Origin of the sequence: Flavobacterium sp. RSP49, from assembly GCF_003968735.1 — a bacterium.
Classification (GTDB): Bacteria; Bacteroidota; Bacteroidia; order Flavobacteriales; family Flavobacteriaceae; genus Flavobacterium.
Window position 1 is genome coordinate 1 of record NZ_RYDN01000019.1, and the last position, 23,633, is coordinate 23,633.

Genomic DNA, 23,633 nt, shown 5'->3' on the forward strand with positions numbered 1-23,633 from the left:
TCCGCTTCACATAGCGTGTTTCTTCATGTTTTTCCATTAGGATACTTTTTGTGTATCGCTATTTCAGGACGGGACATCGGATAAAAAAAAATGCGTAAAAACAATAAGGCGGCTTTTTTATATCAAGTTAAATTTGGATATTCGTACTAAATATAAACAAGCTATGAATGACTATTTAATAGGTATTGGAAAAAGAATTAAAGATATTCGAAAAGCCAATAAAAAAACCATCAGCACTGTCGCTAGCGCTGCTGATGTAAGTAATGGCCTGATTTCCAGAATTGAAAATGGGAGAACTATTCCCTCTTTACCGGTATTATTGAATATAATTAATGCGTTAGAAATAAACGTTTCCGATTTTTTTGAAGGTATGCCTAAACCTTCAGAACTTAGTTATATTGTATCTAGATCCGAAGAAAATGCGATTATCGAAAAGGAAGATGAGGCCAAAGGCTTTACTTATAAATATATTTTTGGCAAACAACTTTCCTCAATTGGATTTGAAGCTGTTTTACTTGAAGTGCAACCTAATTCTCAAAGAGACAAGGTAGAAACGGATGCTTATGAATTCAAATACATGATTTCTGGTGAATGTTCTTATATAATTGGTGATAAAGAAGTGCTTTTAAAAGAAGGTGATTCTCTCTTTTTTGATGGACGAATACCTCATGTGCCTGTCAATAAGGGACTAATTTCTGCTAAAATGCTAGTGCTTTACTTTTTTTTAAACACTGGAAAAGAATAATTTTTAAAAAAAACTCCCCTTTTTAGTATATCAAAAAAGAGAGTTCAAAAAATAACTAAACAAAAATCATAAAAGAATCGCTCTTAATTCATTTAAATTTTCTATGATATAAGTTGGATTTGCTTCTTGTATTTGAGTTCTATTTTGAGCTCCTGTCAAAACTCCAATAGTAATACCACAATTAGCATTTTTACCCTCTTCAACATCTATAGCTGAATCACCAACTTTCATTACTTTTTCAGCATTATTTACACCTGTATTTTTCATTGCCAAAAGAATCATATCTCCTTCCGGTCTTCCATTTTCTACATCATCAGCTGTTATTAATCCGTCAATTGTTTCGCCTACAATCCAGCCTAATTTTTCTAATAACAAATGAGCCGTTTTACTGTCATAACCTGTATTTAAAACCACTTTAATATTACTAGCTTTTAAATCTTTAAAAAGTTGCTCTGTCCCCTCAAAAGTTTTTATTTCTAAAATATCATAGGCATTTTTTAGCGCTATTTTAAATTTTGAAAAGGCAGCGTCAGCAATCTGACTAACATTATTAAGGCGCGAATATTCTTTTAAAACATCTGTAATCGCCTGATGTTTTTCTTTTCCCGCTCCATACTTCAAAACATCTTCTAAACTAACATTAAATCCTTCATCATTAATTACTTTTTGTACAGTCTTGTAAACGACATTGCCTTCATTAACTGTTGTTCCGGCCATATCAAAGACCACCAATTCTATTCTTTGTTTCATTCTTTTGTATTAAAAATTTTATTTATATTTTCTTTGGAAAATCCGGCACTTGCTGTCATTCCCTTCCCGCCTATTCCTGTTATGATATGAATATTATTATCTATTGTATGCTCAAAAACATCCTTAGTTTTACATTGCGAATACAGGCCATACCATCTGTTTTGAATTTCATAATTGGGCAAATCAATTATTTTTTTGGCTTCTTCGATCATGAAATTATCAATATCCATGTCTAAATCAAAACCCAAATCATCACTATTTTTGGCGTCAGCATACTGATGGGAATCGCCCAAAATGACGGAACCATCAGCCGCTTGTTTGAATAAGATATGTACGCCCCATTTTTTTTCTAAAGAATTTGGATCTTCATTTGATTTAATTGATTTAAAGGAAGGACATTCATAAAACGCTTCGTATCTCCTGATGGACAAGCCTGTAAGTATCGAGCCGTCAAGTGTATAATTTTGCTGCGGTTTGGTTTGCATCATTTGCAACTTCGAAACCTCTAAATCACTTTCGTTAAAAAGCTTTGGAAACAAGTTTTTAAACTCATTCCCATTACAAATAATCACTTTACTGGCTATGAATTCTTCATTTGCAGCACTTGAAAGAGAGACTCCGCTTGGCGTAGATTCACAATTAATAATACTGGTATTGGTGATTAGTTTTAGCCCCATATTCTGAATCATAAACTCTTGCAACCTGTAAATCATCGTTCTAGGTTCCACCGTAACTTCTTCAGGGAAAAACAATCCTGCTTTTACATAATCGGAACGCAAACCCGGATACTTATCCAAACATTCTTGTTTAGTCAACAAATGGGATTGATACTGATTCGATTGATTAATTTGAGCCAACTCTTCAATTAATTGCATTTCTTCCTCATTCGAAGCCAAATAAACCGAGCCATTTTGACGGATTGAAATATCAAATTGGCTTTGAACTTCTTTATAGATCGCTAAACTTTCTCTTCCGTATGCCTGCCATTTTGAGTCCATTCCTGAAGGAACAACTTGTCCGAAATTTTGAATTGTAGCTCCTTTTGGCATTTTATCTTTTTCTATAATAGCTACCCGAAGTCCTTTTTTCAAGGCATGATAGGCGTGAAAAGTGCCTAAAACTCCGCTACCGACAACTATAAGATCATACATTGGTTTCATCTACTACTAATTTAAAATTTTCATTTTGATTTTTATGTTTTTTATATTTTCCTTTTAAATAAAGAGTTGAACTGATGGTGACAAGGGCTCCAATTCCTGCAACCGAATACGCGCTGTACATAAAAAAATCAATCCAAGACAAACCGGATTGTCCAAAATTCTTATACAACAAAACAAGAACACTTCCTAAATAACCAAAGGCATCGGCAAGGTAAATCAAGAAACCGGCATTCCCTTTGATCCGGAAAGCTCCTATAAAACGATCAAAAAATAGACAATTAAAAGGGACGTAACAAATATATAATCCAAAGCCCGAAACGACCATCCAAGTGAATGGATCTAAATTTCCGGAGTGAAATAAATAGGTTGAAAATCCTAAGGAAATTGATCCTACCAAAAGCAAAAATTGGTAAAAAAATAAGGCTTTTTTATTGTCTCTAAAATAAAAAGCAAATCCTAAAACCAACAATACAATGAAAGCAACCCATGTTTCAGAACTCGAATAGACTGATACATCCCCTTTATACCCAATAGTATCCCATAATTCTCGGGAAAAATTGTCTCTAAAATCTCTAAAAGCGGTCAGGAAGGTGTAAAATAAAACCCATATCGTTATTGGAAATAAAAATTGCAACAACAACTTTTTCCTGTCTTTTCCAACCATCGGAATACGTTCGGAGCGCAGTTCAATATCTTCTTGTGTGGGCTTTGGAATTCGTTCCAATAGCCAACTAAAAAACAATAAAGGTAATACAAATAATGCTCCTGTGATGGCAGGCATCCAAAACTCCGAAAATCCCCAAGATGTCATTACAAAAAGTCCAACTGATTTCACGACCCCACTGGAAACGATAAAACTGGTGCTAAGAGCTACCCCTAATATTTCAGTGAATTTACGGCCTTCAAGATAGGAAAAAACAATTCCCCAAATCATTCCCAGAGGAACTCCGTTCAGGAACATAAAAACTACATTATAGGGTTGGGGCACCAAAGCAAATAAAACCAAAGCCAGTTCCGCAATGAGAATTAATCCCACCAAATAATACGCTCGTTGGTTGGCTTTTAATTCGGAGACCACTTTAATTCCAATAAATTTAGAAAATGCATAACCCAATACTTGTGCGATGATTAGAATAATTTTGTAATCAATATGAAATACTTCCATCCCTTCAAATGTGGCTACACTAAAGGGCTTCCTGAAGGCATACATACAGAAGTAAGCACCAAACGAAGCCAGTGAAGCATTCAATATAAAAGGAATATTCGATTTTTTTACTACCTTTTTCATTAGTGTTTGAATACTTTTATCGGGTTGCCTTTCATTTCAGCATCTTTCAATTTGCGATCTAAAACCTGTAAAACGGTGGGGGCGATTTGAGTGCTAAACAACTGTTCTGCTGTTTTAACGTCACTAAATACAGTATTACTATTTCCAAAAAAAGCGGGTAAACTCGTTAGTACAACTGACTTTTTCATGTTATTTTGTTTTAAATGTTGCAACATCAGACCAATCGCTCCAGTTTAAATTCTGATCTCGGTAACGAACGCGCCAATAATAAGTAAGATTTGTTTCCAATCGATTGCTGTGCTCATCGGTAAGATCATCATTCTCTTGTCTGTTTACTTTATAATACCAGTTCTCGTGTTGTTTCCAACTATCAAAAATTGGCTTTTCAAATTCTTTAGTTTTAGAAATTTGCCAATGGGAAGCAGCGTGAAAAGCGCCTTCAAATTCGCTGCTAAAGACACCCGCTTTTAACAGTACTTCGCTAAGATCAACCGCTATAAAATCAGCAGGAGAAACCGGTTTAGGAATATTAGGTTTGCGTTCGTTTTTATAAATAACGACTTGGTCACTTACTTCATTAGCTTTAAATTGTTCTTCATTTCCTCTGCTTATCCTTTTAATCGTAAACTTTGGATCTTTTTTATTGGCATCGACCTCAACCATTACAAACCCATACTCATCTTGTGTAACGGTAAACTCATCGTAATCTTTTCCCTCAAACTCTCCCCAATTATCTATTGCTCCTCCAGCTGAGGCAACATTTATCCACAAATGTTTATGGTCTTTTGATTGCCCCCTAGAATAGCCATGAGTATGCCCAAAGAAGTGAATACTCGGCTTTCCTGTTTTAGTGGTAAAATCTTCTAATAATTGGACCACTTTACCAGTAAAATTAGATTCTCCTGGGATCCATAATTCCGATTTATGTGGATGATGCAATTGGGCAAAAACAAAATCTATTTCAGGATTTTTAGCCGTTTCGTCTAAAAGTTTTTCCAACCATTCGTACTGATGTTTACTATCGCTGTAGCCCTCATTAGAGTTTAAGCCTATGATTCTCGTGTTTCCGTAATCTTTATGCCACCAATGTTCCGCATAAGCAGGTGAACCATTTTCTGGAAGACTGAAATATTTAAAATAATAAATACTGTTTTTTTCATGGTTTCCCAGAACAGGATATAAAGGAACTGTAGAAAAAAGTTTTTCGGCAGGATTAAAAAAATCATTTTTCCATTGGGAATAATTCGTACCATTTTCTACCAAGTCCCCTGGAATTAGAACCATAGCTAAATTATTAGATATTTTACCCGGAAATTCTTTTTGTAAATAGTCCAGAATTCCCTGATTTACAATCTCAGAAAATTTGTCTGGATTGTTATGATCCTTTTGCATGTCACTCATGGCAATGATATTAAAAGATTCTGCCTGAGTGGATAAGGGTGGCGTTTTAAATTCAAAAATATCCGATTGAACTCCTTTAGTAAGTACACGGTAATAATAAGCGGTATAATGATTTAATCCTTCTAATTTCACCTCGTGAATTCTGGCAGAACTATAATTAACATCAAAAGATTTTCCGGATGTTCTTTTCCCTAATTTTCTTGTCAATCCCCATTCTACAATACTTTCTTCTCCCGAATTTGTTTCCCAAAGGATTTTTATAGAGTTGGGATAAGCATCTTGTAGATAGGGTTGAATGGTTATTTTTACTAAATTTTCTTGTCCCTGAATCGATAAAGAAGGGATCAAAAATAGGGCTAATAATAGGCGTAAATATTTCATTTTTATTGTTTTTCTAATTTTGTACTAATGCTAAACTTTCTTCTAAAATTTGTAAAGCATCCATCAATTCTACTCTACTAATAGTTAATGCCGGCGATAATTGCAATACATTTCCTACCGAAACTTTAAAACTAAGGCCCCGCTTCAAACAAGCATACATCACTTTTTCAGCCTCAACAATCGCTTTTTCTTTGGTAATTCGGTCTTTTACTAATTCTATGCCCCACAAAAGACCTATGCCGCGAACATCACCAATAAGTGAGAATTTTTCTTGAAACCTATTTAATTCGGATTGCATATAAATCGCATCTTCCTGTACTTTTGCTAAGAGATTATTTTCTTCAATAAATTGAATTGTTGTTAGCCCTGCGATGGCTCCAATTGGACTTTTTTCGTGCGTATAATGTCCCAATGAAACAGCGCCAAAAACGTTATATTCATCTCTGGTAATAGTTGCAGCCTGTGGAAAAATACCGCCTCCTAAACCTTTGCCCAGACACAAAATATCAGGTTCGATATCATAATGTTCAAAAGCAAACATTTTTCCGGTTCTGCCTAAAGCAATTGGAATTTCATCCAAGATCAATAAAACACCGTAGCTGTTACAGAGGTTTCTAGCCTCTTTCCAAAAATGTTTCGATGGAATTTGTACATCGGTATTTCTAATAGTTTCCACTATAAAAGCACCAATATCTCCCTCTTTTTCAAAAACATATTCCAGATATTCTAAACATTTATTTTCATTATTTTCAAAAATACCTCGATAGGTAACCGGAGGAGGAATTCGTTCAATTCCGGGCAATAACGGCCCCATATATTCTCTAAAAACAGACTCGCCGCCCACACTGATTGCATCTAAAGAAGCCCCATGAAAAGAGTCCCAGAAAGAAACAACTTTAAACTTTTTAGTTATGGCTCGCGCTAATTTCAAGGCGATTCCCACAGCCGAACTTCCGTTAGGCGTTAAAAGGATTCTGTTTAAACTTCCCGGACATAAACTGGCTAATTTCTCCGCAAAATTAATGGCCGGTTCGTTTGTGAATCTTCTTGGCGAAAAAGACAAACTTTGTAACTGTTGGCTAATATTTTTAATCAGTTTAGGATTCGAATACCCTATTTGATGCACGTTATTCCCATGAAAATCATAGTATTTTTTACCAGAAACAGAAGTTATAGTAGCATCATTACAATCGTTTAAAACATCCAGACAAGGCGTTGACAAAGCCTGATGCAAAAAATATCGGGCATCTTTCTCTAAAAGTACTTTTGTTTTTTCATCAACTGCTGTGGCCAACCAATCCTTGCGCGCCGCTGTAAGATTAATATCGCCTTCGGTTACACTATTTATGGGAATTTTGTGTTGCATCTTAATTATAATAGCTATTGAGCGTTTAAAACTGTTGTGGGAATAATCTGTTTTGGGATGTCTTTACTTTCATAAAACACATCCAACCAGCCACCGCCTCCGGCATTAAAATAAACGATTTCCATAGGATGCATTCCTTCCTTAAGTACTATGCTTCCATCTTTTACTCTTACACCATGATCACCATCATTATCAACAACTTCAACAGCATTTACCCATAATTTACTTCCATCGTCAGAACGGGTATAGAAAGTGTAACTCCCTGCTTTTTCAATTCTAATTTGTGTTCTAAATCGAATAGCAGTATTCCTTTTAATTTCTTCTTTTAGACCATCTGTGGTGATTTCAAAACAGCTTCCTTTACTATCTGGTATTCTACTCTCTAAGGAAGGGATACTACTTAGATTGTCTAAGTAAAAAAGTTCGTAAGTTACTGGTGCTAATAATTTTTTTGATTTTACTCTATAGTAGGCCTCACTAACCATACTACTAATTTTTCCATTCTTGAAAATAGCACTTTTGACAACTGTATTTTGATTAGTATTAAAAGGGGTGGTATAGGCTTTTGAAAATTTTGTGGGCATTGTTCCATCAACTGTAAAAAATATTTTTCCATCCTGGTTTGGATTTTCAATACTAATTTCAGCAACGATATCGAACAAGCCTCCTGCTTTTTTATTGTATACAGCTTTAGGAAACATTATTGGTTCTTTCAATCGCTCTGTCAAAGGGTAATCATCCATTTCTGAAAAACCCACAAATGCATTTTTTACTGGCTTTCCAATCCAGGCTTTGGGAGTTCTTAGCCCTAAAGCAAAAGCTACTGTTGCAGCATTGTCATACTGATAGACAGGATCTATTATTTTAAAATTTTTCTTAATCATTTTTCCCCAAAGTATAAATGGAATCTCTACTTCTTCGAGTGATTCCCCACCATGCCCCATTGCAACTCCACCATGGTCAGAAGAAATAATGACCAAGGTTTCATTTTCCATTCCAGATTTTTTTATAACCTCCATTACCGCTCCCAATAGTTCATCTGCTTTCTCCACAGATTTGTAGTATTCCGGACTTCCATGTCCATATTCATGACCGGCATGATCGTTATGATCAAAGTGAATAAAAGTGAAGGTTGGTTTTTTATCACTAATGTAGGCATTGGCTACTTTTGCAGTTTCATCTTCTGTTTTTGGGTTTACATCATAATCAACCGCGCTTTTTTCGAATAAACGTCCAAACCCGTCCCAATGATAAATGGCTCCAATTTCAGCATTTGGAATTTGTTTGTCAATCAAATGGAATATAGTTGGAAAAAGAAAATCCTCACTTTGGGTAACCGCCGGCAAAACAAAATTATTTTTTTCCCAACTATTTGAAGTTATACCGTGTTGCTCTGGACCTGCTCCCATTATCATAGAAGCCCAATTAGTACTTGAACTAGAAGGTAATACTGCTCTGGCATGAAGCGTGGATGCTCCTTCTTGCATGATTTTATGAAAATTAGGCGTTGTTGCATTTTCCAGCCCAGCAGGACTCAATCCATCAAAACCAATCACAATTACATGCTTGGGTTTTGCTTCAAGAGCGCTGATCTGCGCCTTTGCTGTACAAGACCATAAGGAAGAAATCCCTATGGCCATACTTAAAATTTTTATATAGTGCATCCTTGATTATTTTAACAACCACATTATGGCATTGATATCATCTGATCCTCCGTATTGACTAGTCAATGCAGCATTGACATTCATACTATTGGTTTCAAATTCAGATTGTGGATATTTCCATCGCATCGGAATTCTTAACCCATTTTTATTAGCAGGCCCTACATTAAAAACGGGAATTCCTGTTCTTCTATAATTAAAATAGGATTCGCGCTCTGAGTTTTGAAAAAAGGCGACATACTTTTGACTCAAAATTTGTTCTAATCCATCTGCTGTATTTCCCTTATAAACAATATTGGCACTAGCTAAAAAAGTATCGATGTCAGTTGTGGAAACAGCATAAAACTCCATTGAAGCTTTGATCCCTAAATTATAATAAGTGGCCGCATCACCTGCAATCCATCCTCTATTAATGGCTTCAGCAATTCCAAATTGTTGTTCGGCATACCCAATTAAAATATACTCTTCTCCACTGTAAGTACTATAAAACCTTTTTTCGTTTGGATAAGAAAACTTTCCTTCATCTGATGCGACTTGCATGGCGCCTTGGTCCTCACCCGTATTCGCACCGATATAAGCGTTTAAATTTAAAGGATCATTTGCATCGTAATAAAATTGAGCAGGATCAGCTACTTTGTAGATTCTAGGATCATTATTTTGTTTTAAAATATCTAAATAGGTTCCTCCCATAATATTTCTGTTTCTGTTGAAACCATAACTACTTGGATTTAATTCATAATTATTGCCATTCTCATCTGAAAAACTACGGGCCATATTATCAGCAATTCCGGTCATAATTGGATATTTTTTTGGATTGGATACGATCTGATTAAATTTTGTTTTAACATCTATTTCTGTTGTTTTTTTACTCAAACTGATTAAAATTCTTAGATGAAAAGCATTAATGGTTTTTTGCCATTTGTCTAAATCTCCTTGAAATAAAAAATCCCCTTCAACAGCTCCAGTTCCAACTTCTCCCTTAGCAATAATTATTTGATCATTTGCCGCTTCAAGAAGTGCTAATATTTCTACGTAAACTTCTTTTTGGCTATCGTATTTAGGTTGTGTAATGGCATCAACACCTGCTGCTCTTAATGATTCTGTCATCGGGATGTCTCCCATTCTTTTTGTCATAAAATCTAAAAAGTAAGCTTTAAAAAACTTTGACAAAGCACCGTATTTATTTTTGGTATCTAAATTTGCAGCTTCTTTTTCCATCGCAACAACATTAGATAAGGTCGTATATCGTAAAGGTGCTGATCCCCAATTATAATCTTGAGATCCGTAATAATCAAACGATATTGTCCAAAATTGGTTGTCTCTTTGTGCATCAGACCAAGGACCTTCACCGAGATTATTCGTCACTCTTAACACCTCAGATAATAACATGGAAGGCGGAACGCTCGTGGCTCTGTTCGGATCATTCGTTAATTCATCAAAATTGGTACAGGAACTAATTATAAAAATTAGTGCAATGATTAGTATGTTTTTATACTTATTTAATGTTTTCATCTGTTTATTTTTAAAGTTTAAAGTTTAAGTTAAGACCATAACTTTTTACGGTTGGTGTTTGCAAAGGCGAAGAACCTTCGTTTAGAAATTGATCCAAATCGATGTTCTTATTTTTAGAGAAATACAATAAATCTCTTCCTATCAATGAGATAGAAGCTCCGTTTATAAATGAATTTTTCAGCGCAGATTGAGGCAAATTATAAGTAACACTTACTTCTCTTAATTTAAAGAAGGTTTTATCAATAATATTAGCCGCAGTTTTACCATGATATGATTTGGCATAATCTTGAAAATACATTTTTGTGGTATTCGCGGTATAAGTTCTGCTATCTGTCAACACATTGCCTTGTCCATCAGTAACTAATTCTCCTCCAGTAACTACTACTCCATCCGTGATATAAGACTTAATACCTTGTACATCATTGGCTCTTTCCGGAGTATCACTAAATTCATGTCTACCACTTTGCCACATTTTAAGATTGACATAATTTTCGATTTTACCGCCATATCTTCCATCAAAACTGAAGTTCAATCCAAAGTTTTTATAACTAAGATTGTTGGTAACTCCTAAAGCCCAGTCTGGTGCCTTGTTTCCAATCTTAGTTTGATACGAATTCATTAAAGGTTTTCCGTCACCACCCACTATTAGTGCTCCGGTATTAGATCTCATAAAATCATAGATATAAAACCCGTCAACTCGTTCTCCAATTTTTATTAAACCATTGTTTTGAATACCAGCATAAACTTCTTTCAAATACTCTTTATAAGTAGACCAGTTTACATTAAAATTCCAGTTAAACTTTTTACTTGCTATAGCTTTAACGAACAAAGAAACTTCGACTCCTTTTGTTTTTGTTGTAATTCCGTTCGCTTTACTCCCTAAATATCCCGAAGTTTCAGAATATTTTAAGTCGAAAATTTGAGGCCCATTGGTATTTTCAAAATAAGTGACATCAAATCCAAATTTATTTTTAAGCATTCTGGTTTCTAAACCAACTTCTATTGAAGAGTTAAATGCAGGTTCTAAATCCGCATTGGATAAAACCTCTCCAACATATGCGGCATTATAAGTTTTCCCATCGATAGTAAATGGATCTCTTAGTCTATAGGTATCTTGGTTACTATAAATATCTAAAGAACTGCCTACTTTTGCATAAGAACTTCTTACTTTCAAATAATCTACATGAGGAATATTAATTAGCTCACTTACTATAGCACTTACACCCACAGAAGGATAAAAGAAGGTATTATTTTGTTTCGGCAATCTGGAATCAGTATCAAACCTTCCTGTAGCTCCTAAAAATAAGAATGATTTATACGATAAATCTAAAGAACCATAAGCGCTATTACTTTCAAAGTGACTCTTATAATTAGTGGGTTGAACCGGGGTTTGGGTATTGCTCAGGTTATATAATCCCGGAATAATTAAATAGTTCGTAGTAGCATAGGAATTTCTATACTTTTCCGTATTATTATTCAAACCTAGAGTGGCTTTTATATCAAAATTATTGATGGTTTTAGTATAATTCAGCATCAAATCCGAATAATTTTTGAATTTGTAATCGTATTGTTCTTTGTAATCCCCTTGTGCTTTTTCTCTTCCATAAGTCGTCATGGAATACGGGAATTTTTCATCTCTAAACAAATTACTCAATGCCACATTAGTTCTTAAAATAACATCAAAATTGGTATTAAATTTATGATTTAAACTAATTTGTCCGGAATAGTCATTTTTATAATATCCTTTTAACCATTCATAAGCCATAAAATAAGGATTGTTATAGCGCGTATATTCAAAGCTTTTTACTTGCAAACCTTCTTTTCCTTCTTGCCAGTAATCTCTCAAATCTCTAACATCATAATCCGCTCCTCCCCAAATCAGCATGTTATACAAATAACTGTTAGGACCGTATTGCACATTTGGGTTATTAGGAGAAGTTTGAAAATTAAAATTTGAACTCGCATCTACCCAAGTTTTATCACTTAAATTATATCGACCACTTAAGTTATAATTGTAGATGTTTAATTTAGTATTTGGATTAATCCCTTTTTGATAGGTATTGGAAACTGAGAATCGAATGTTACCCTTATCAAAGGTGGAAGCCAAAGCCAAGTTATCAGTAATTAGCAAACCGTCTTCCATAAAGTTTTTAAAATTATTAATCCCTCTGGCCAACCAAGGCGTTGCAATAAGATTTCCATTGGTATCCAATGGACTATCATATTGAGTAATTAATTGCCCATCAAACTTGGGTCCCCATTGATCATAATCCGCATCATTTATTCCTCCTCCTTTACCATCTTTAAAGGCATAATTACCATAAGACCCCGGCCCATAAGAATTTTGTGTATTAGGAATAGCATTAAATCCAGATTGAAATAAGGAATTATGATTAAACTCAACTACAAAACCTTTAGCATTTTTAGTTCCTCTTTTTGTAGTAATTTGTACCGCACCATTACCTCCTACAGAACCATACAAGGCAGCGGCATTAGCTCCCTTTAATACATTGATACTCTCTATATCGTCCGGGCTAATATTATAAGTATCCGTACCTAATGGAACTCCATCTACAACAATCAAAGGACTTTTTCCTCGCAAATATAATTTTGGACTGCTAAAAAATTCTGATGAGGCGGCAACTATTAAACCCGAAACTTTACCCGCAAGAGAATTCATAACATTTGCATCCCTTCCTCTTGATAAATCACCCTCAACTTCTTGAACAGAATACCCTAATTTCTTTTTTTCTTTCTTGATTCCTAAAGCCGTTATTACAACCTCATTTAAACTTTCTGAACTAGATTGAAGCACTATAACTGCACTTGTTAATTTAGAAGTATTAAAATCAACAGAATCAAAACCAATATAGGAGATTGTAATAATCTCATTCCCTTTTGGCAATTCAATTTCAAAATTACCATTCATGTCAGTTCCCACACCAGTGGTTTTTCCTTTAATAATGACAGTTGCGCCTGGCAACGATACGTTTTGTTCATCAACAACCTTACCCTTAAATGTAGTAGTTTGTGCAAAAATTAAAGATGTACTTAACATCAATAATAAGATCATACACGTTTTTAAATTTTTCATCAGACTCTTAAATAATTACTATTAGTAAATTTTACAAAGCAAATTTGATAAATATTTTACTATTAGTAAACTTTTTGATTTTAAGAAATCTTTAACAAGTCTTTATTCTATTGTCAATTAAATGTTAACTAATAAAAAAATCAAATAGGATAGATTCTATTAAAATGAAATCAAGCGGCCTCTCTTCGGTCGTTCTCTTTGTTCCGTTCGGCAGGGCTATTACATCCACAATACCGCTTCATTTCGTTACACTCCGCAGGCTACGTTCCACTGCATTCCAGCAGTATCATGTCTGTCGCCCTTTATTTTTTCAGCGGTTGCTCCTTTGCGCAGCCATCGGGGTTGGCGCCGTTCCGTAAAAAACGTCACTTCGTCCCGCAAAAATGCGGGAGTACTTTCCGTTCCCGTCCTGCCGTGGCTGTTCGATTGCCACAACCCCGTCACTGCGCTCCTCGATAAATAATGATTTCCGCTGTCGCTACAATCATCATTTTCTGCCGTGCTTGGAGGTGTTTGATTGCCTTGCGAGAGAAACGAAGCAATCATAATAACCTCCTTAGAAAAATCTCAACAAGACGATAGTCCAATTTCTTGAAAAGAAAGAGAAAAAAATCCAGCAAACATAGCATCCATTCCTCTCTTTCAGTCGGTCGTACCTCCCTCCGGTTTCGTTCGTCATTTCTGTTGTTTTAACGGCTTTATTTTATTCTCTTTTTTCTTTTCAAAAAATTAATATTTAATACCAATCCACCATGCCGAATTTCATCATTAAAACACACCAAAAAAATACAGTTTACAAAGCAAACCAAATCTTTATTGTCAATAAAGGAATGAATAGTGGCAAATGGAGCGTAGCGGAATTCACCAGAAGACACTGAAACGGTTTACTGGTTAGCGCCTATAGTTTATGGATAGTAAGATTCTGGAATCAATCACTGGTTGGGTCCGTAATCTCATTTTTACGAATCGACGATTTCAAAAAAGTTTTCAACTTAAAGGTAAATGAAATGCTGCAGGAAGAAGAGCTGCATAAAAAACAAATTCAGGCGTTGAGGTTGTTGGAACAAAAAGAGGATCAATTCGAGAAGAATATTATACTGATAAATGAAATGAGAAAAGTGATATTGATGAGGTATTGTAAATAATAGCGCTTTGAGTACAAACTAAATAATTGCAATAGTTAAAAAAATAAAACATAAATTAGCATATTGAAAAAAAATTTATTTAACATAAATACCCTAATAGCAGCCATTTAATCGAAAGACTAATCTAACGCATAGTATTAAATCATTTTCTAAACAATTCTTAATATGAATAAATTAAAATCTCTTCTTAGAAAAATAGCAGTACTACTTTTTGTTTTCACTGGCACAATTGTAATGGCACAAAAAAACCCAAGCAATGCTAAATTCAGCAAATTTCTGGATAATTATTACGAAGGCGGCTTACTATTAAACCCATTGACAGCGACACAAAGAGGCGACAACAGATACAACGATTTATTTCCGAACGATATCGCTGAACCCTACCTTAAAAAACAACACGGTTTTACCATCATGTATCAAAAACAGTTAGCATCTTTTGATAGAAACAAGCTGAATTCCTTTGATAAAATTTCTTTTGATATCGTGAGCCTCCAAATAAAGCAAACACTGGAAAGAGAAAAATTCAATTTTGAATACATGCCCTTTAGCCAGTTTAGGGGCTATCCCAGTTCATTACCCTCACTTGGTTCAGGAAAAAGTTTTCAACCTTTTAAAACAGCGAAAGATTATGAAAACTGGCTCAAACGAATTGATGGTTTTACGATATGGGCCGATACTGCGATAGCTAATTTTAACAAAGGTCTTGCAATGAAAATGGTCCTTCCAAGAGCCTTGGTGATTAAAATGATTCCGCAGCTGGAAGCTCAAACTGTTACAGATACACTTAAAAATATCTTTTATGAACCCGTTCGAAATATACCAAGCTCATTTTCAGTAAAAGAAAAGAAAGTGATTCGGTTGGCCTATCAAAATGCAATCATTACAAAAATCATCCCTACTTATCAAAAACTGGCCGATTATTTAAAAAATGTTTATTTACCAAAAGCCAGAACCTCTTCGGGCTATAATGATTTGCCTAATGGGAAAGCTATGTATGCCTATTTGGTTAGAATGAGTACCACAACCAATCAAACACCTGAAGAGATTTACCAAACCGGACTTCGGGAGGTGGAACGAATTACCAAAGAAATTGAAAATCTAAAGATTAAAATCGGCTTTCAGGGCGACCGAACTGCCTTTTTCAATTATGCCCTGACTGATCCCTCCTTTTTCCCTTTCGCAACCGACGAAGAAATATTGGAAAGTTACAGAGCCATCCTGCCCATCATAGAACCGAAGTTGAAAAAATTATTCAATATTGTTCCCAAAACAGCCTTCGAGGTGAAGGCAATCGAAAAATTTAAAGCCGCGACTTCGGCTGCCAATTATGAAAGAGGCACAACGGACGGTAGCAGACCCGGTTATTTTAATGTTCCAATCGTTGACGCTACTAAATTCAATAAGTTGGGGATGGACAACCTTTTTATCCATGAAGCAATTCCGGGACACCATTTTCAATTGTCCTTACAACAAGAGAATCAGGATTTGCCAAAAATTAGACAATTTGCCTCGTATTCCGTTTTTTCTGAAGGCTGGGCTTTGTACGCCGAAGAATTGGGCGAAGAATTGGGATTGTACACGGATCCTTATCAAAAATTGGCTGCCTACAAATCCGAATTATTTAGAGCGATACGCCTAGTGACAGACGTTGGATTGCATACCGGAATACTAACAAGAGAAGAGTCAATCCAATACATGATGGAAAAGGGGGGAAGAGAGCAACAAGCCTCTGTTTCAGAAACAGAAAGATATATGGCAATACCAGGACAGGCGCTTTCCTATAAAATAGGGGAATTGAAAATATCGGAATTGAAAGCCAAATATATAAAAAGCTTGGGTGACAAGTTTGACATCAAAAAGTTTCACGATGCGATTTTGCAGGTTGGTTCCGTGCCTTTAAGTGTATTTGAAACTTATATGGATAATTGGGCTTCTGAATAAATTAAATAAGGATAATATAAATATTAATTGGGGAAAAACAGTTTTTTAACCCAATCAAAATTATTTTTTGTGACTTATAAAATAGAAAGCCTGATCTTTCGAACCAGGCTTTCTCAATTCATCCGGAAAAGGGTACCAATCATAGCCGGATTATTTTTCGCTGCATTTTTACATTGAACTTGATTCAGTGTCTCAGTGTTTCTTTTTATATTTTGTCAATCCTTTTAAAAGGAGTGAAATTAGGAAACTAAATAATAGCTCCAATTATTGCTAAGAAAATCGTTTTTAGAATGTCTTCAGAAACAATATTTGGCATGACACTCAATAAAGTTCCGGACGCGTTTCCAATTGATAAAGTGTTATTTGATTCCATCTCGCGGTAAATTTTGATTGTCTTTTTTCAATCGATTGGTAATGGCTTGCTCTCGGTTCGCTGTATCATCAACCGTGATTTGGCTGATTATTGAAATGACACCTCCTGCTAGGGCTGCATATCTGGCAATACTGACAACGGCTACAGGTAAAATTACCGGAGCCGCAATGATACTTCCACTGATAGCCAATAAAGCCATTCCAATACTTCTCAAAACCTTAAAAAACTTTGGGGTTGGTGATTTTGCACGTCCAACTATATTCATAATTTATTTACTTTTTTTAAACCTTGTTGTCCTGATCGGAATCAAAGGATTAGTCTATATTTTTATTTTCACTTCTTCATTATAGATCAAAGCTTTATAAACTAACGCTTTTAACTTTTCTAACTCTTTTCTGGAAAAACTTCCTTTCCCTATTCCGGTGTGCAGTGTTACAGTTGCAATACAGCCCAATAATTCCGTTTTAGCATCATTGGCGGGATGGATTAAGATCAAATCTCTCCCCGGAACATTTTTTAAATGCAAGTGCCATTGAAACTTGGGACTAAATCGCTTCTGTAAAATACATTCTCCCTCGGGAATGCAAGAAATACGCTTTCGGTTTCCCAACCAAGGCAATTCGATGGTATAACAAACTATGGTGCCGTTCCATTCTAATACCCCTTGCGTTCCCTCTGGAAAATACGTCCGTGTCAACACCAGGACCATCTTACAATCCGCTCACTTGGACCAATGCCAATGGATTGTAGGAGCCATTTTTCAATGGGTACATTTGTCCATTAACTTCTTGGTAGAACTCCACTCCCAAAGCCAGAAACAACGGTTTTGTGCTTGCAGGAGTAACTGTATTCAGTTGGGAGATTGCAACCGTAGCCACTGCATCCCAAGGTAAAATCGCGGTTTCGGAATGCGCCTCAACAAAGATTTCCGTTTCAAAATCAATCTCGGCTCCCGCAGAAATAATTTTAAAATGCGTAGTTCCACTCGGTGCGGCAATCAAGTTTTCCGGAACAAACGAATCCAAATCTACAGTGATTTCACCGGTCACACGGTCAATTGCTCCCACAAATGGGGCAAATAAACTAGTACCTAGTTTTCCTCTGATGTTGAATTCAAATCCGGCCAGCAATTCTGCTTCGCCATCAATCACATTTCGCAATCCACGCTCACTTACCATGTCCGCCTGAATGACTTTAATCATTTTCTGGGTCAATCGGCTCACCATTCTGCCATCAGCGGTATTCAAAAGCAAAGCTCTCAATGCCGTTCTCAAAATCTTCCCGGCCTTCCCGGCTCTTCCAAATTCTGAACCATTTTCACGGGTTCTTTGAAATGCAGGATCATTCTTGATTCTGTTTGCATCAATTCCCCCTTTTTCGCGAGCCAGATGCCCGTCCTTGGTTTTGTAAAAAGTAATATCTCCTATAGTCCCTTTCAGCTTAATTATGCCTTTCTGTCTTGCCATAATTTCTAATGTTTTAAATTAATACTGTTTTAAATTTGCTCAATCATCTATCGTTGCAACATCTGTCGATTGATTTCCAAACAAAGATTAGACTTAAACCAATCATTTAGAACAGACTATTGTTCCATATGTCTTACAGTGGTATAAATGGCATTTTTAAACATAAATGTCACCCAGTATCGGTAAACCTACCAAAAAAACAACTATATGCTTTTACATATAAAACGCTATATTTGCTTAAAATCAATGCAAATGCATATAACAATGAAGACATTAGCCACTTTTGTAAAAGAGAAAAGAAATGAAGTATACCTAACCCAAGAAGCTTTTGCGGAACGTGCTGGAGTGGCACTAACTGTTGTTCCTAAAATAGAATAAGGCAAAGAAAACCTAAATCTCGGAAAGGTAAACGAGGTCCTTAAAATGTTTGGCCATACATTGGCACCGGTCAGTGCAAGAGAATTATTAAAAATCAACAATCCTATAGAATAAAAGAAAATTCCACGCCTTGTTTCATCGGGAGTAAACGCATCCTTTTTTTGATTAATTTTACTCCACTACTGTTTGGCCAACAGTAATTTAAAGTATATCAAAGCCTACCCAAAGCTATAGATAGTGTATGAAAATCGAAAACAAGAGGTTGTGTATCTACCCGAAGGACATACAACGCATTACAGGGAAGAGTTACCGGCAAAGCGTGAGAATGTTGCAAACCATCCGCAAAGAGCTTAACAAGCTCCAAAACGAATTGGTGAGCATAGAAGAATTCTGCCAATACACCAGCCTGAAACAGGAACAGGTAATGAACTTAATCGTTGACTAAAATCATTCTTGCAAATTGAAAATTGCAATGCAACCCGTTCATTTTTTGGTCGTCTTTATGAGATTAATTGGACTTAAATCCGTAAATTTGATTCATACAATTTAAGTGCTAAATTGAGTCAAAAAAAAGGGTGCATAATTCGGTGCACTCATTCTGAGAATTGGCTTTAAAGTCAATGAATATAAGGGGTTACTAATTTCGATTAATCCCTCTTTCTCCGCTGGTTATTTCAAAAAACCTGCCAAAACTCTTTAAATCCTATGATTTAGAGGGTTTTTTAATTTACTCCCTATCCAAATTATTCATAGTTTCTCATTCTAAAGGAGTACAATTCGGGGCACTATAAAATTTCAAAAACATTGTGCCCCTACCTATGTAAACCCTTTTGAAACAAGGGGTTAATTCATTGAACATCTTGTTTTGAGTTGATAGTTTTTCTAAATTTCTATTAACTTAAAGGTTACCAATTATGGACAATCCAATTTCAATCCTTTTTTATTTAAAAAGAGTCAAAGTCAATGCTCAAGGTTTGGCTCCAATTTTTCAACGAATTACCATCAATGGTAGACGACTGGATAACAGCACCGGCAAGTTTGTTGACCCAGACAAATGGCACTCCGAAATGTCTAAAATGAGAGGGACTTCGGAGGAAGCTCGTTCAATCAATGGACATCTTGACAATTTAAAATCAAAGATTTTAAATGTGGAGAAAAATTTAATTAAAAAAGACATCCCGGTAAACTTTGAATCCTTCAAAAATGAGTTAACCGGTAAAAAAGAAAGGGAGCGAATGTTAATTCCTATCTTCCAGGAACACAATCGTAAAATCAAAGAGCTGGTGGGTCAGGAATACACACCTGGTACACTGGAACGCTATGAGACTTCGTTAAAACACACTAAAGATTTTATTTCTTGGAAATACAACATCACGGATATCAATATTGAGAAGATCGATCATTCCTTTATCACCGAATATGAATTCTACTTGCGCAGTGAACGAAAATGTGCCAATAACACTGCTGTAAAATACATCAAGAACTTCCACAAAATCATCAACAATGTTTGGCCAATGGATGGCTAAACAAGGATCCTTTCGCCAATTACAAAGCAAAAGTCAAAGAAGTCATTCGAGAGTTCCTTTCTGAAGCCGAAATAGAGCAAATGATAAACAAAGAATTTGTTTCCGAGCGATTGGAGCTCGTTCCCGATATATTCGTTTTTAGCTGCTTTACTGGCTTGGCATACATAGATGTAAAACAATTGACACTGGACAATATTTCCTCGGGATTAGATGGCGATAAATGGATTTTCAAGAACCGACAAAAAACCGATACAGCTTCCAAAATTCCATTATTGCCAATGGCAAAAGATATCATCGACAAATATGCTGAGCATCCGGTTTGCAAAACGAGAAACGCCTTCTGCCTATTTTAAGCAATCAAAAAATGAACGCCTATTTAAAAGAAATTGCAGGTGTTTGTGAAATCGAAAAAGAATTAACCTTCCACATTGCCCGACATACTTTTGCGACTACGGTAACGTTAACAAATGGTGTCCCAATAGAAAGTGTGAGTAAAATGTTAGGACATAAAAATATAAGAACCACACAGCATTATGCAAAGGTTTTTGACAAAAAAGTAAGTAAGAATATGAAAATATTTCGTGACAAATTTGCTGCAGTGACTCACCATCAAGTAAAAAAAATAAACTAACGGTAAGTCATTGAAAATAAATGAGATAACTAATAGTCACTTTTTTATTTGTTTTCAACCAATGATTTAAACTATTTTAAGTGATTTTTATTACTAAAATTAAATAGAAATTAACCAAACCTAAACTATTTAATAATCATATTCAGTCGCACATTACTATTTGAACTAGAAGAAGAATTAAATTCAATATCATTTCATTATGATAACCCAATAAGCATGAGTGATAAGTCTATCTAAACTTAGTGTAGTTATTGGGATAGCATATTCATCACTAATTAAAATAGCTTTCGCTCATTAAATCGTTAAATTTTATTTAGAATAAATTTAAATAAAAACTTGTTTGTTCCATTTTAGGTTTTATATTTGCAGTAAATTATTTTAATTCAATCTAAATTAACTAAAATGAACTTTAAAAAAATATCTTTTTCTGCATTACCAATTTTAGTATTAGCACTTGGTTCGTGTTCAAATGATGACAATGCAGCTGCTGAAGAATCTTTTAACTACACAGTTCCGACAACGTATACATTTGAAAGAAATGCAGTAACTACTGTAGACTATTCAGGTCAGTCAAGTCGATTATTAATGCTTGATGAAATGGGGAAATATTTCAGTACAGCCGCAACAAACGGAACTGTAGCTGATGATGCTGTTTTATCTGAAATGTATTTAAATACAAACAATCGCTATACTGGTGCAGGTTTAAACACCTCAGGGAAACAATTAAAAGATAAAACAGCTTCTTCAAAAGATTATTTTTCATTATATCTTGGTGGTGGTTCAATAGCGGAACAAGTAAGTGTTCGTGATTTATTTGAAACCCAATTCGACAATGCTGATGCTGCCAGTCAAGGAAAAACTGCTTCAGCGGGTGTTGCAGGTGTTTATCTAGATGGAACAAGCAAACGATTATTTGCAGCAAATGGATTAGAGCCTCAACAAGTGTTATTAAAAGGAATGATGGGCGCTTGTTTTATGGATCAAATAGCTAATAATTATTTAAGTTTAAATAAATTAGATGAAAGTACTAATAAAGCAGACAATACCGCAAAAATTTTAGTGGCTGGAAAGTCTTACACAACTATGGAACATACATGGGATGAAGCTTATGGCTACATATATGGTTCAGATGATTTAAAGGTTACGCCAAACGTATTCAAACATTGGAGTACCTACATCAATCAAGTCAATGCAGATACTGATTTTAATACTATAAAAGCCGATATCGAAATGGCTTTCCGTAAAGGTAGAGCCGCGATTGTTGCTAATGATTATGCTGTTCGTGATGCTCAAATTGATATCATTAAAGCAAAATTAGCAATGGTTTCAGCCGTTAGAGCTGTATATTATTTACAAGAAGGAAAAGGTAAATTAGCAACAGATAATGGTGCAAAAGCTTTTCACGCTTTGTCTGAAGGTTACGGATTTATTATAGCATTGCGTTATACAAATAAACCAGGAACAAATAGCCCCTACTTTACAAAAATAGAAGTAGATGCAATGTTGTCTTCTATGGTGAGCGGAACAAATGGTTTGTGGGCGATCGATACATTGGGAGCAAAACTCGATGCTATTTCATCCCAAATTGCAACAAAATTCAGTTTTACAGTAGTGCAAGCTGCGACAGTAAATTAATTAAAAACAAAATACGAGAATTTAAGTTCTCTTACTTTGTGTATTTTTGTAAAAATTTTTAAAAATGAAAAAGATTCTATTAATTTTAAGCCTCATTGTTTTAATTGCGGCTTGCTCATCAAATGAGGGAGAGAGCACTATTGAGGGAAATAATTATGATCGAACAGTACTCTTAACTAACTGGGCTGATAATATCATTGTTCCAAGTTATGTAAATTACCAAGCAAAGGTTCAAATATTAGTAACGAACTCAAATACTTTTGTCTCAACGCCAACTGAAGGAAATCTTCAAACGGTTAGATCTTCTTGGTTAGACGCTTACAAAGCGTATCAATATATATCAATGTATAATTTAGGTAAAGCTGAGGAAATCAATTTTAATATGGCTTCCAATACTTATCCAACAAATACCATCGGTATAGATTCAAATATTTCATCTGGAACTTACAATTTGGCATTGTTATCTCAACTTGACAAACAAGGTTTTCCTGCATTGGATTATTTGCTAAATGGTTTGGGTACAAGTGATGCAAACATTGTAAGTTTTTATGTTACAAATACAAATGCCTCCAATTACAAACAGTACTTAACCGCGGTAGTTATTAAACTAAAAACGAATATTGACGCAGTTGTAACCGACTGGAATTCCAATTTTAGAAATAGTTATGTGGCTAATAACGGAACTACGGTAAGCAGTTCAGTAAATAAAACGATAAATTTATTTGTAAAAAATCTTGAAAAAGATATTCGGACCGGTAAATTAGGAATTCCGTCAGGCGTTTTTTCAAGCGGTGTTAAATTTCCCGAAAAAGTGGAGGGTTATTACAAAAAAGATATTTCTAAAGAGTTGCTAAATGTTTCCTTAAAAGCACAACAAGATTTTTTTAATGGTAAGCATTTCAATAATGCAACAACTGGTGAAAGTCTAAAAACATATTTAGATTTTTTAAATATAATTAGAGATAATAAAAAATTAAGCGACATTATAAACAATCAGTTTACGACAATTTTTACTGTAAACAATTCCCTTAACAACAGTTTTTCACTACAAGTAAATACTGATAATTCAAAAATGATTGCTGCGTATGATGCCTTACAGCAAAACGTAATCTACACAAAACTAGATATGATGCAAGCATTAAACGTTACTATTGATTATGTAGATAGCGATGGCGACTAA

20 protein-coding genes and 2 pseudogenes are annotated in these 23,633 nt (G+C 35.0%); 9 read left to right on the forward strand and 13 right to left on the reverse strand.

The features are described 5' to 3' along the window. Positions 1-163 precede the first annotated feature (163 nt). A complete protein-coding gene (locus EKM02_RS10040; RefSeq protein ID WP_126454757.1) occupies positions 164-745 on the forward strand; it encodes a helix-turn-helix domain-containing protein in 582 nt (193 codons plus the stop codon). 66 nt (positions 746-811) lie between these two features. Here the strand turns inward: EKM02_RS10040 and EKM02_RS10045 are convergent, their stop codons facing one another. From EKM02_RS10045 to EKM02_RS10085, 9 genes are read right to left on the reverse strand one after another with little or no spacing between them, the layout of a single operon-like run. Then, the gene (locus EKM02_RS10045; protein WP_126454759.1) at positions 812-1,495 is read right to left on the reverse strand and encodes a phosphonatase-like hydrolase; all 684 of its coding nucleotides are present in this window, start codon (positions 1,493-1,495) and stop codon (positions 812-814) included. Then, the gene (locus tag EKM02_RS10050) at positions 1,492-2,655 is read right to left on the reverse strand and encodes a TIGR03364 family FAD-dependent oxidoreductase (protein WP_126454761.1); all 1,164 of its coding nucleotides are present in this window, start codon (positions 2,653-2,655) and stop codon (positions 1,492-1,494) included. The genes EKM02_RS10045 and EKM02_RS10050 overlap by 4 nt, the downstream gene beginning before the upstream one ends. Beyond that, positions 2,639-3,943 carry a DUF5690 family protein gene (locus EKM02_RS10055; RefSeq protein ID WP_126454763.1) on the reverse strand — a complete coding sequence of 435 codons (1,305 nt, stop codon included), beginning with the start codon at positions 3,941-3,943 and terminating at the stop codon, positions 2,639-2,641. The genes EKM02_RS10050 and EKM02_RS10055 overlap by 17 nt, the downstream gene beginning before the upstream one ends. After that, positions 3,943-4,131, reverse strand: coding sequence for a hypothetical protein (locus EKM02_RS10060; RefSeq protein ID WP_126454765.1), 189 nt, complete (start codon positions 4,129-4,131; stop codon positions 3,943-3,945). Before EKM02_RS10060 ends, EKM02_RS10055 begins: the two co-directional genes overlap by 1 nt. A 1-nt stretch (position 4,132) precedes the next feature. Continuing rightward, a complete protein-coding gene (locus tag EKM02_RS10065) occupies positions 4,133-5,725 on the reverse strand; it encodes a purple acid phosphatase family protein (RefSeq protein ID WP_126454767.1) in 1,593 nt (530 codons plus the stop codon). 13 nt (positions 5,726-5,738) lie between these two features. Further along, positions 5,739-7,091 (reverse strand): aspartate aminotransferase family protein, encoded by a 1,353-nt coding sequence (locus tag EKM02_RS10070; RefSeq protein ID WP_126454769.1) that lies wholly within the window; start codon positions 7,089-7,091, stop codon positions 5,739-5,741. 14 nt (positions 7,092-7,105) lie between these two features. Further along, on the reverse strand, positions 7,106-8,755 hold the full coding sequence (locus tag EKM02_RS10075; RefSeq protein ID WP_126454771.1) for an alkaline phosphatase family protein: 1,650 nt from the start codon (positions 8,753-8,755) through the stop codon (positions 7,106-7,108). 6 nt (positions 8,756-8,761) lie between these two features. Beyond that, complete coding sequence (locus EKM02_RS10080) at positions 8,762-10,264, reverse strand: SusD/RagB family nutrient-binding outer membrane lipoprotein (protein ID WP_126454773.1); 1,503 nt, start codon at positions 10,262-10,264, stop codon at positions 8,762-8,764. Between the two features lie 10 nt (positions 10,265-10,274). Further along, the gene (locus EKM02_RS10085; protein ID WP_158614740.1) at positions 10,275-13,337 is read right to left on the reverse strand and encodes a SusC/RagA family TonB-linked outer membrane protein; all 3,063 of its coding nucleotides are present in this window, start codon (positions 13,335-13,337) and stop codon (positions 10,275-10,277) included. A 773-nt stretch (positions 13,338-14,110) separates the two neighbouring features. Here EKM02_RS10085 and EKM02_RS15295 point away from each other — a divergent pair. Both EKM02_RS15295 and EKM02_RS10095 read left to right on the forward strand, forming a co-directional pair. Then, positions 14,111-14,503, forward strand: a pseudogene (locus tag EKM02_RS15295) (DUF6943 family protein). A 165-nt stretch (positions 14,504-14,668) separates the two neighbouring features. Next, the gene (locus EKM02_RS10095; RefSeq protein WP_126454777.1) at positions 14,669-16,444 is read left to right on the forward strand and encodes a DUF885 domain-containing protein; all 1,776 of its coding nucleotides are present in this window, start codon (positions 14,669-14,671) and stop codon (positions 16,442-16,444) included. A 247-nt stretch (positions 16,445-16,691) separates the two neighbouring features. On the opposite strand, the gene EKM02_RS10100 is transcribed toward EKM02_RS10095, so the two are convergent. Genes EKM02_RS10100 through EKM02_RS10115 form a run of 4 tightly spaced genes read right to left on the reverse strand, consistent with a single transcriptional unit; the run spans position 16,692 to position 18,283 of the window. Continuing rightward, the gene (locus tag EKM02_RS10100; RefSeq protein WP_317124982.1) at positions 16,692-16,817 is read right to left on the reverse strand and encodes a hypothetical protein; all 126 of its coding nucleotides are present in this window, start codon (positions 16,815-16,817) and stop codon (positions 16,692-16,694) included. Further along, positions 16,804-17,082 (reverse strand): hypothetical protein, encoded by a 279-nt coding sequence (locus EKM02_RS10105; protein ID WP_126454779.1) that lies wholly within the window; start codon positions 17,080-17,082, stop codon positions 16,804-16,806. Before EKM02_RS10105 ends, EKM02_RS10100 begins: the two co-directional genes overlap by 14 nt. 54 nt (positions 17,083-17,136) lie before the next feature. Beyond that, positions 17,137-17,526, reverse strand: coding sequence for a DUF5675 family protein (locus tag EKM02_RS10110; RefSeq protein WP_126454781.1), 390 nt, complete (start codon positions 17,524-17,526; stop codon positions 17,137-17,139). A gap of 1 nt (position 17,527) precedes the next feature. After that, entirely contained in the window at positions 17,528-18,283 is a 756-nt protein-coding gene (locus EKM02_RS10115; protein ID WP_126454783.1) for a hypothetical protein, read from the reverse strand. A 264-nt stretch (positions 18,284-18,547) separates the two neighbouring features. Between EKM02_RS10115 and EKM02_RS10120 the strand changes: the two are divergent. The 6 genes and pseudogenes from EKM02_RS10120 to EKM02_RS10140 all read left to right on the forward strand — a co-directional run bounded on the left by EKM02_RS10120 (position 18,548) and on the right by EKM02_RS10140 (position 23,633). Continuing rightward, positions 18,548-18,775: pseudogene (locus EKM02_RS10120) on the forward strand (helix-turn-helix domain-containing protein). An 800-nt stretch (positions 18,776-19,575) separates the two neighbouring features. Then, on the forward strand, positions 19,576-20,187 hold the full coding sequence (locus EKM02_RS15210; RefSeq protein ID WP_317124983.1) for a phage integrase SAM-like domain and Arm DNA-binding domain-containing protein: 612 nt from the start codon (positions 19,576-19,578) through the stop codon (positions 20,185-20,187). Further along, positions 20,169-20,540 (forward strand): hypothetical protein, encoded by a 372-nt coding sequence (locus EKM02_RS15215; protein WP_317124984.1) that lies wholly within the window; start codon positions 20,169-20,171, stop codon positions 20,538-20,540. Before EKM02_RS15210 ends, EKM02_RS15215 begins: the two co-directional genes overlap by 19 nt. Positions 20,541-20,551: 11 nt before the next feature. Further along, positions 20,552-20,818 (forward strand): tyrosine-type recombinase/integrase, encoded by a 267-nt coding sequence (locus tag EKM02_RS15220; RefSeq protein ID WP_317124985.1) that lies wholly within the window; start codon positions 20,552-20,554, stop codon positions 20,816-20,818. A gap of 402 nt (positions 20,819-21,220) precedes the next feature. Continuing rightward, positions 21,221-22,453, forward strand: a complete 1,233-nt coding sequence (locus EKM02_RS10135) for a DUF4856 domain-containing protein (protein WP_126454787.1) — start codon at positions 21,221-21,223, stop codon at positions 22,451-22,453. 64 nt (positions 22,454-22,517) lie between these two features. After that, positions 22,518-23,633 (forward strand): imelysin family protein, encoded by a 1,116-nt coding sequence (locus EKM02_RS10140; RefSeq protein WP_126454789.1) that lies wholly within the window; start codon positions 22,518-22,520, stop codon positions 23,631-23,633.

What these genes read in the sequence shown, in the direction of transcription:
- EKM02_RS10040 (WP_126454757.1), top strand. Translation starts at nt 164, where the DNA reads ATGAATGACTATTTAATAGGTATTGGAAAAAGAATTAAAGATATTCGA.
- EKM02_RS10045 (WP_126454759.1), bottom strand. Translation starts at nt 1,495, where the DNA reads ATGAAACAAAGAATAGAATTGGTGGTCTTTGATATGGCCGGAACAACA.
- EKM02_RS10050 (WP_126454761.1), bottom strand. Translation starts at nt 2,655, where the DNA reads ATGAAACCAATGTATGATCTTATAGTTGTCGGTAGCGGAGTTTTAGGC.
- EKM02_RS10055 (WP_126454763.1), bottom strand. Translation starts at nt 3,943, where the DNA reads ATGAAAAAGGTAGTAAAAAAATCGAATATTCCTTTTATATTGAATGCT.
- EKM02_RS10060 (WP_126454765.1), bottom strand. Translation starts at nt 4,131, where the DNA reads ATGAAAAAGTCAGTTGTACTAACGAGTTTACCCGCTTTTTTTGGAAAT.
- EKM02_RS10065 (WP_126454767.1), bottom strand. Translation starts at nt 5,725, where the DNA reads ATGAAATATTTACGCCTATTATTAGCCCTATTTTTGATCCCTTCTTTA.
- EKM02_RS10070 (WP_126454769.1), bottom strand. Translation starts at nt 7,091, where the DNA reads ATGCAACACAAAATTCCCATAAATAGTGTAACCGAAGGCGATATTAAT.
- EKM02_RS10075 (WP_126454771.1), bottom strand. Translation starts at nt 8,755, where the DNA reads ATGCACTATATAAAAATTTTAAGTATGGCCATAGGGATTTCTTCCTTA.
- EKM02_RS10080 (WP_126454773.1), bottom strand. Translation starts at nt 10,264, where the DNA reads ATGAAAACATTAAATAAGTATAAAAACATACTAATCATTGCACTAATT.
- EKM02_RS10085 (WP_158614740.1), bottom strand. Translation starts at nt 13,337, where the DNA reads ATGATCTTATTATTGATGTTAAGTACATCTTTAATTTTTGCACAAACT.
- EKM02_RS10095 (WP_126454777.1), top strand. Translation starts at nt 14,669, where the DNA reads ATGAATAAATTAAAATCTCTTCTTAGAAAAATAGCAGTACTACTTTTT.
- EKM02_RS10100 (WP_317124982.1), bottom strand. Translation starts at nt 16,817, where the DNA reads ATGGAATCAAATAACACTTTATCAATTGGAAACGCGTCCGGAACTTTA.
- EKM02_RS10105 (WP_126454779.1), bottom strand. Translation starts at nt 17,082, where the DNA reads ATGAATATAGTTGGACGTGCAAAATCACCAACCCCAAAGTTTTTTAAG.
- EKM02_RS10110 (WP_126454781.1), bottom strand. Translation starts at nt 17,526, where the DNA reads ATGGTCCTGGTGTTGACACGGACGTATTTTCCAGAGGGAACGCAAGGG.
- EKM02_RS10115 (WP_126454783.1), bottom strand. Translation starts at nt 18,283, where the DNA reads ATGGCAAGACAGAAAGGCATAATTAAGCTGAAAGGGACTATAGGAGAT.
- EKM02_RS15210 (WP_317124983.1), top strand. Translation starts at nt 19,576, where the DNA reads ATGGACAATCCAATTTCAATCCTTTTTTATTTAAAAAGAGTCAAAGTC.
- EKM02_RS15220 (WP_317124985.1), top strand. Translation starts at nt 20,552, where the DNA reads ATGAACGCCTATTTAAAAGAAATTGCAGGTGTTTGTGAAATCGAAAAA.
- EKM02_RS10135 (WP_126454787.1), top strand. Translation starts at nt 21,221, where the DNA reads ATGAACTTTAAAAAAATATCTTTTTCTGCATTACCAATTTTAGTATTA.
- EKM02_RS10140 (WP_126454789.1), top strand. Translation starts at nt 22,518, where the DNA reads ATGAAAAAGATTCTATTAATTTTAAGCCTCATTGTTTTAATTGCGGCT.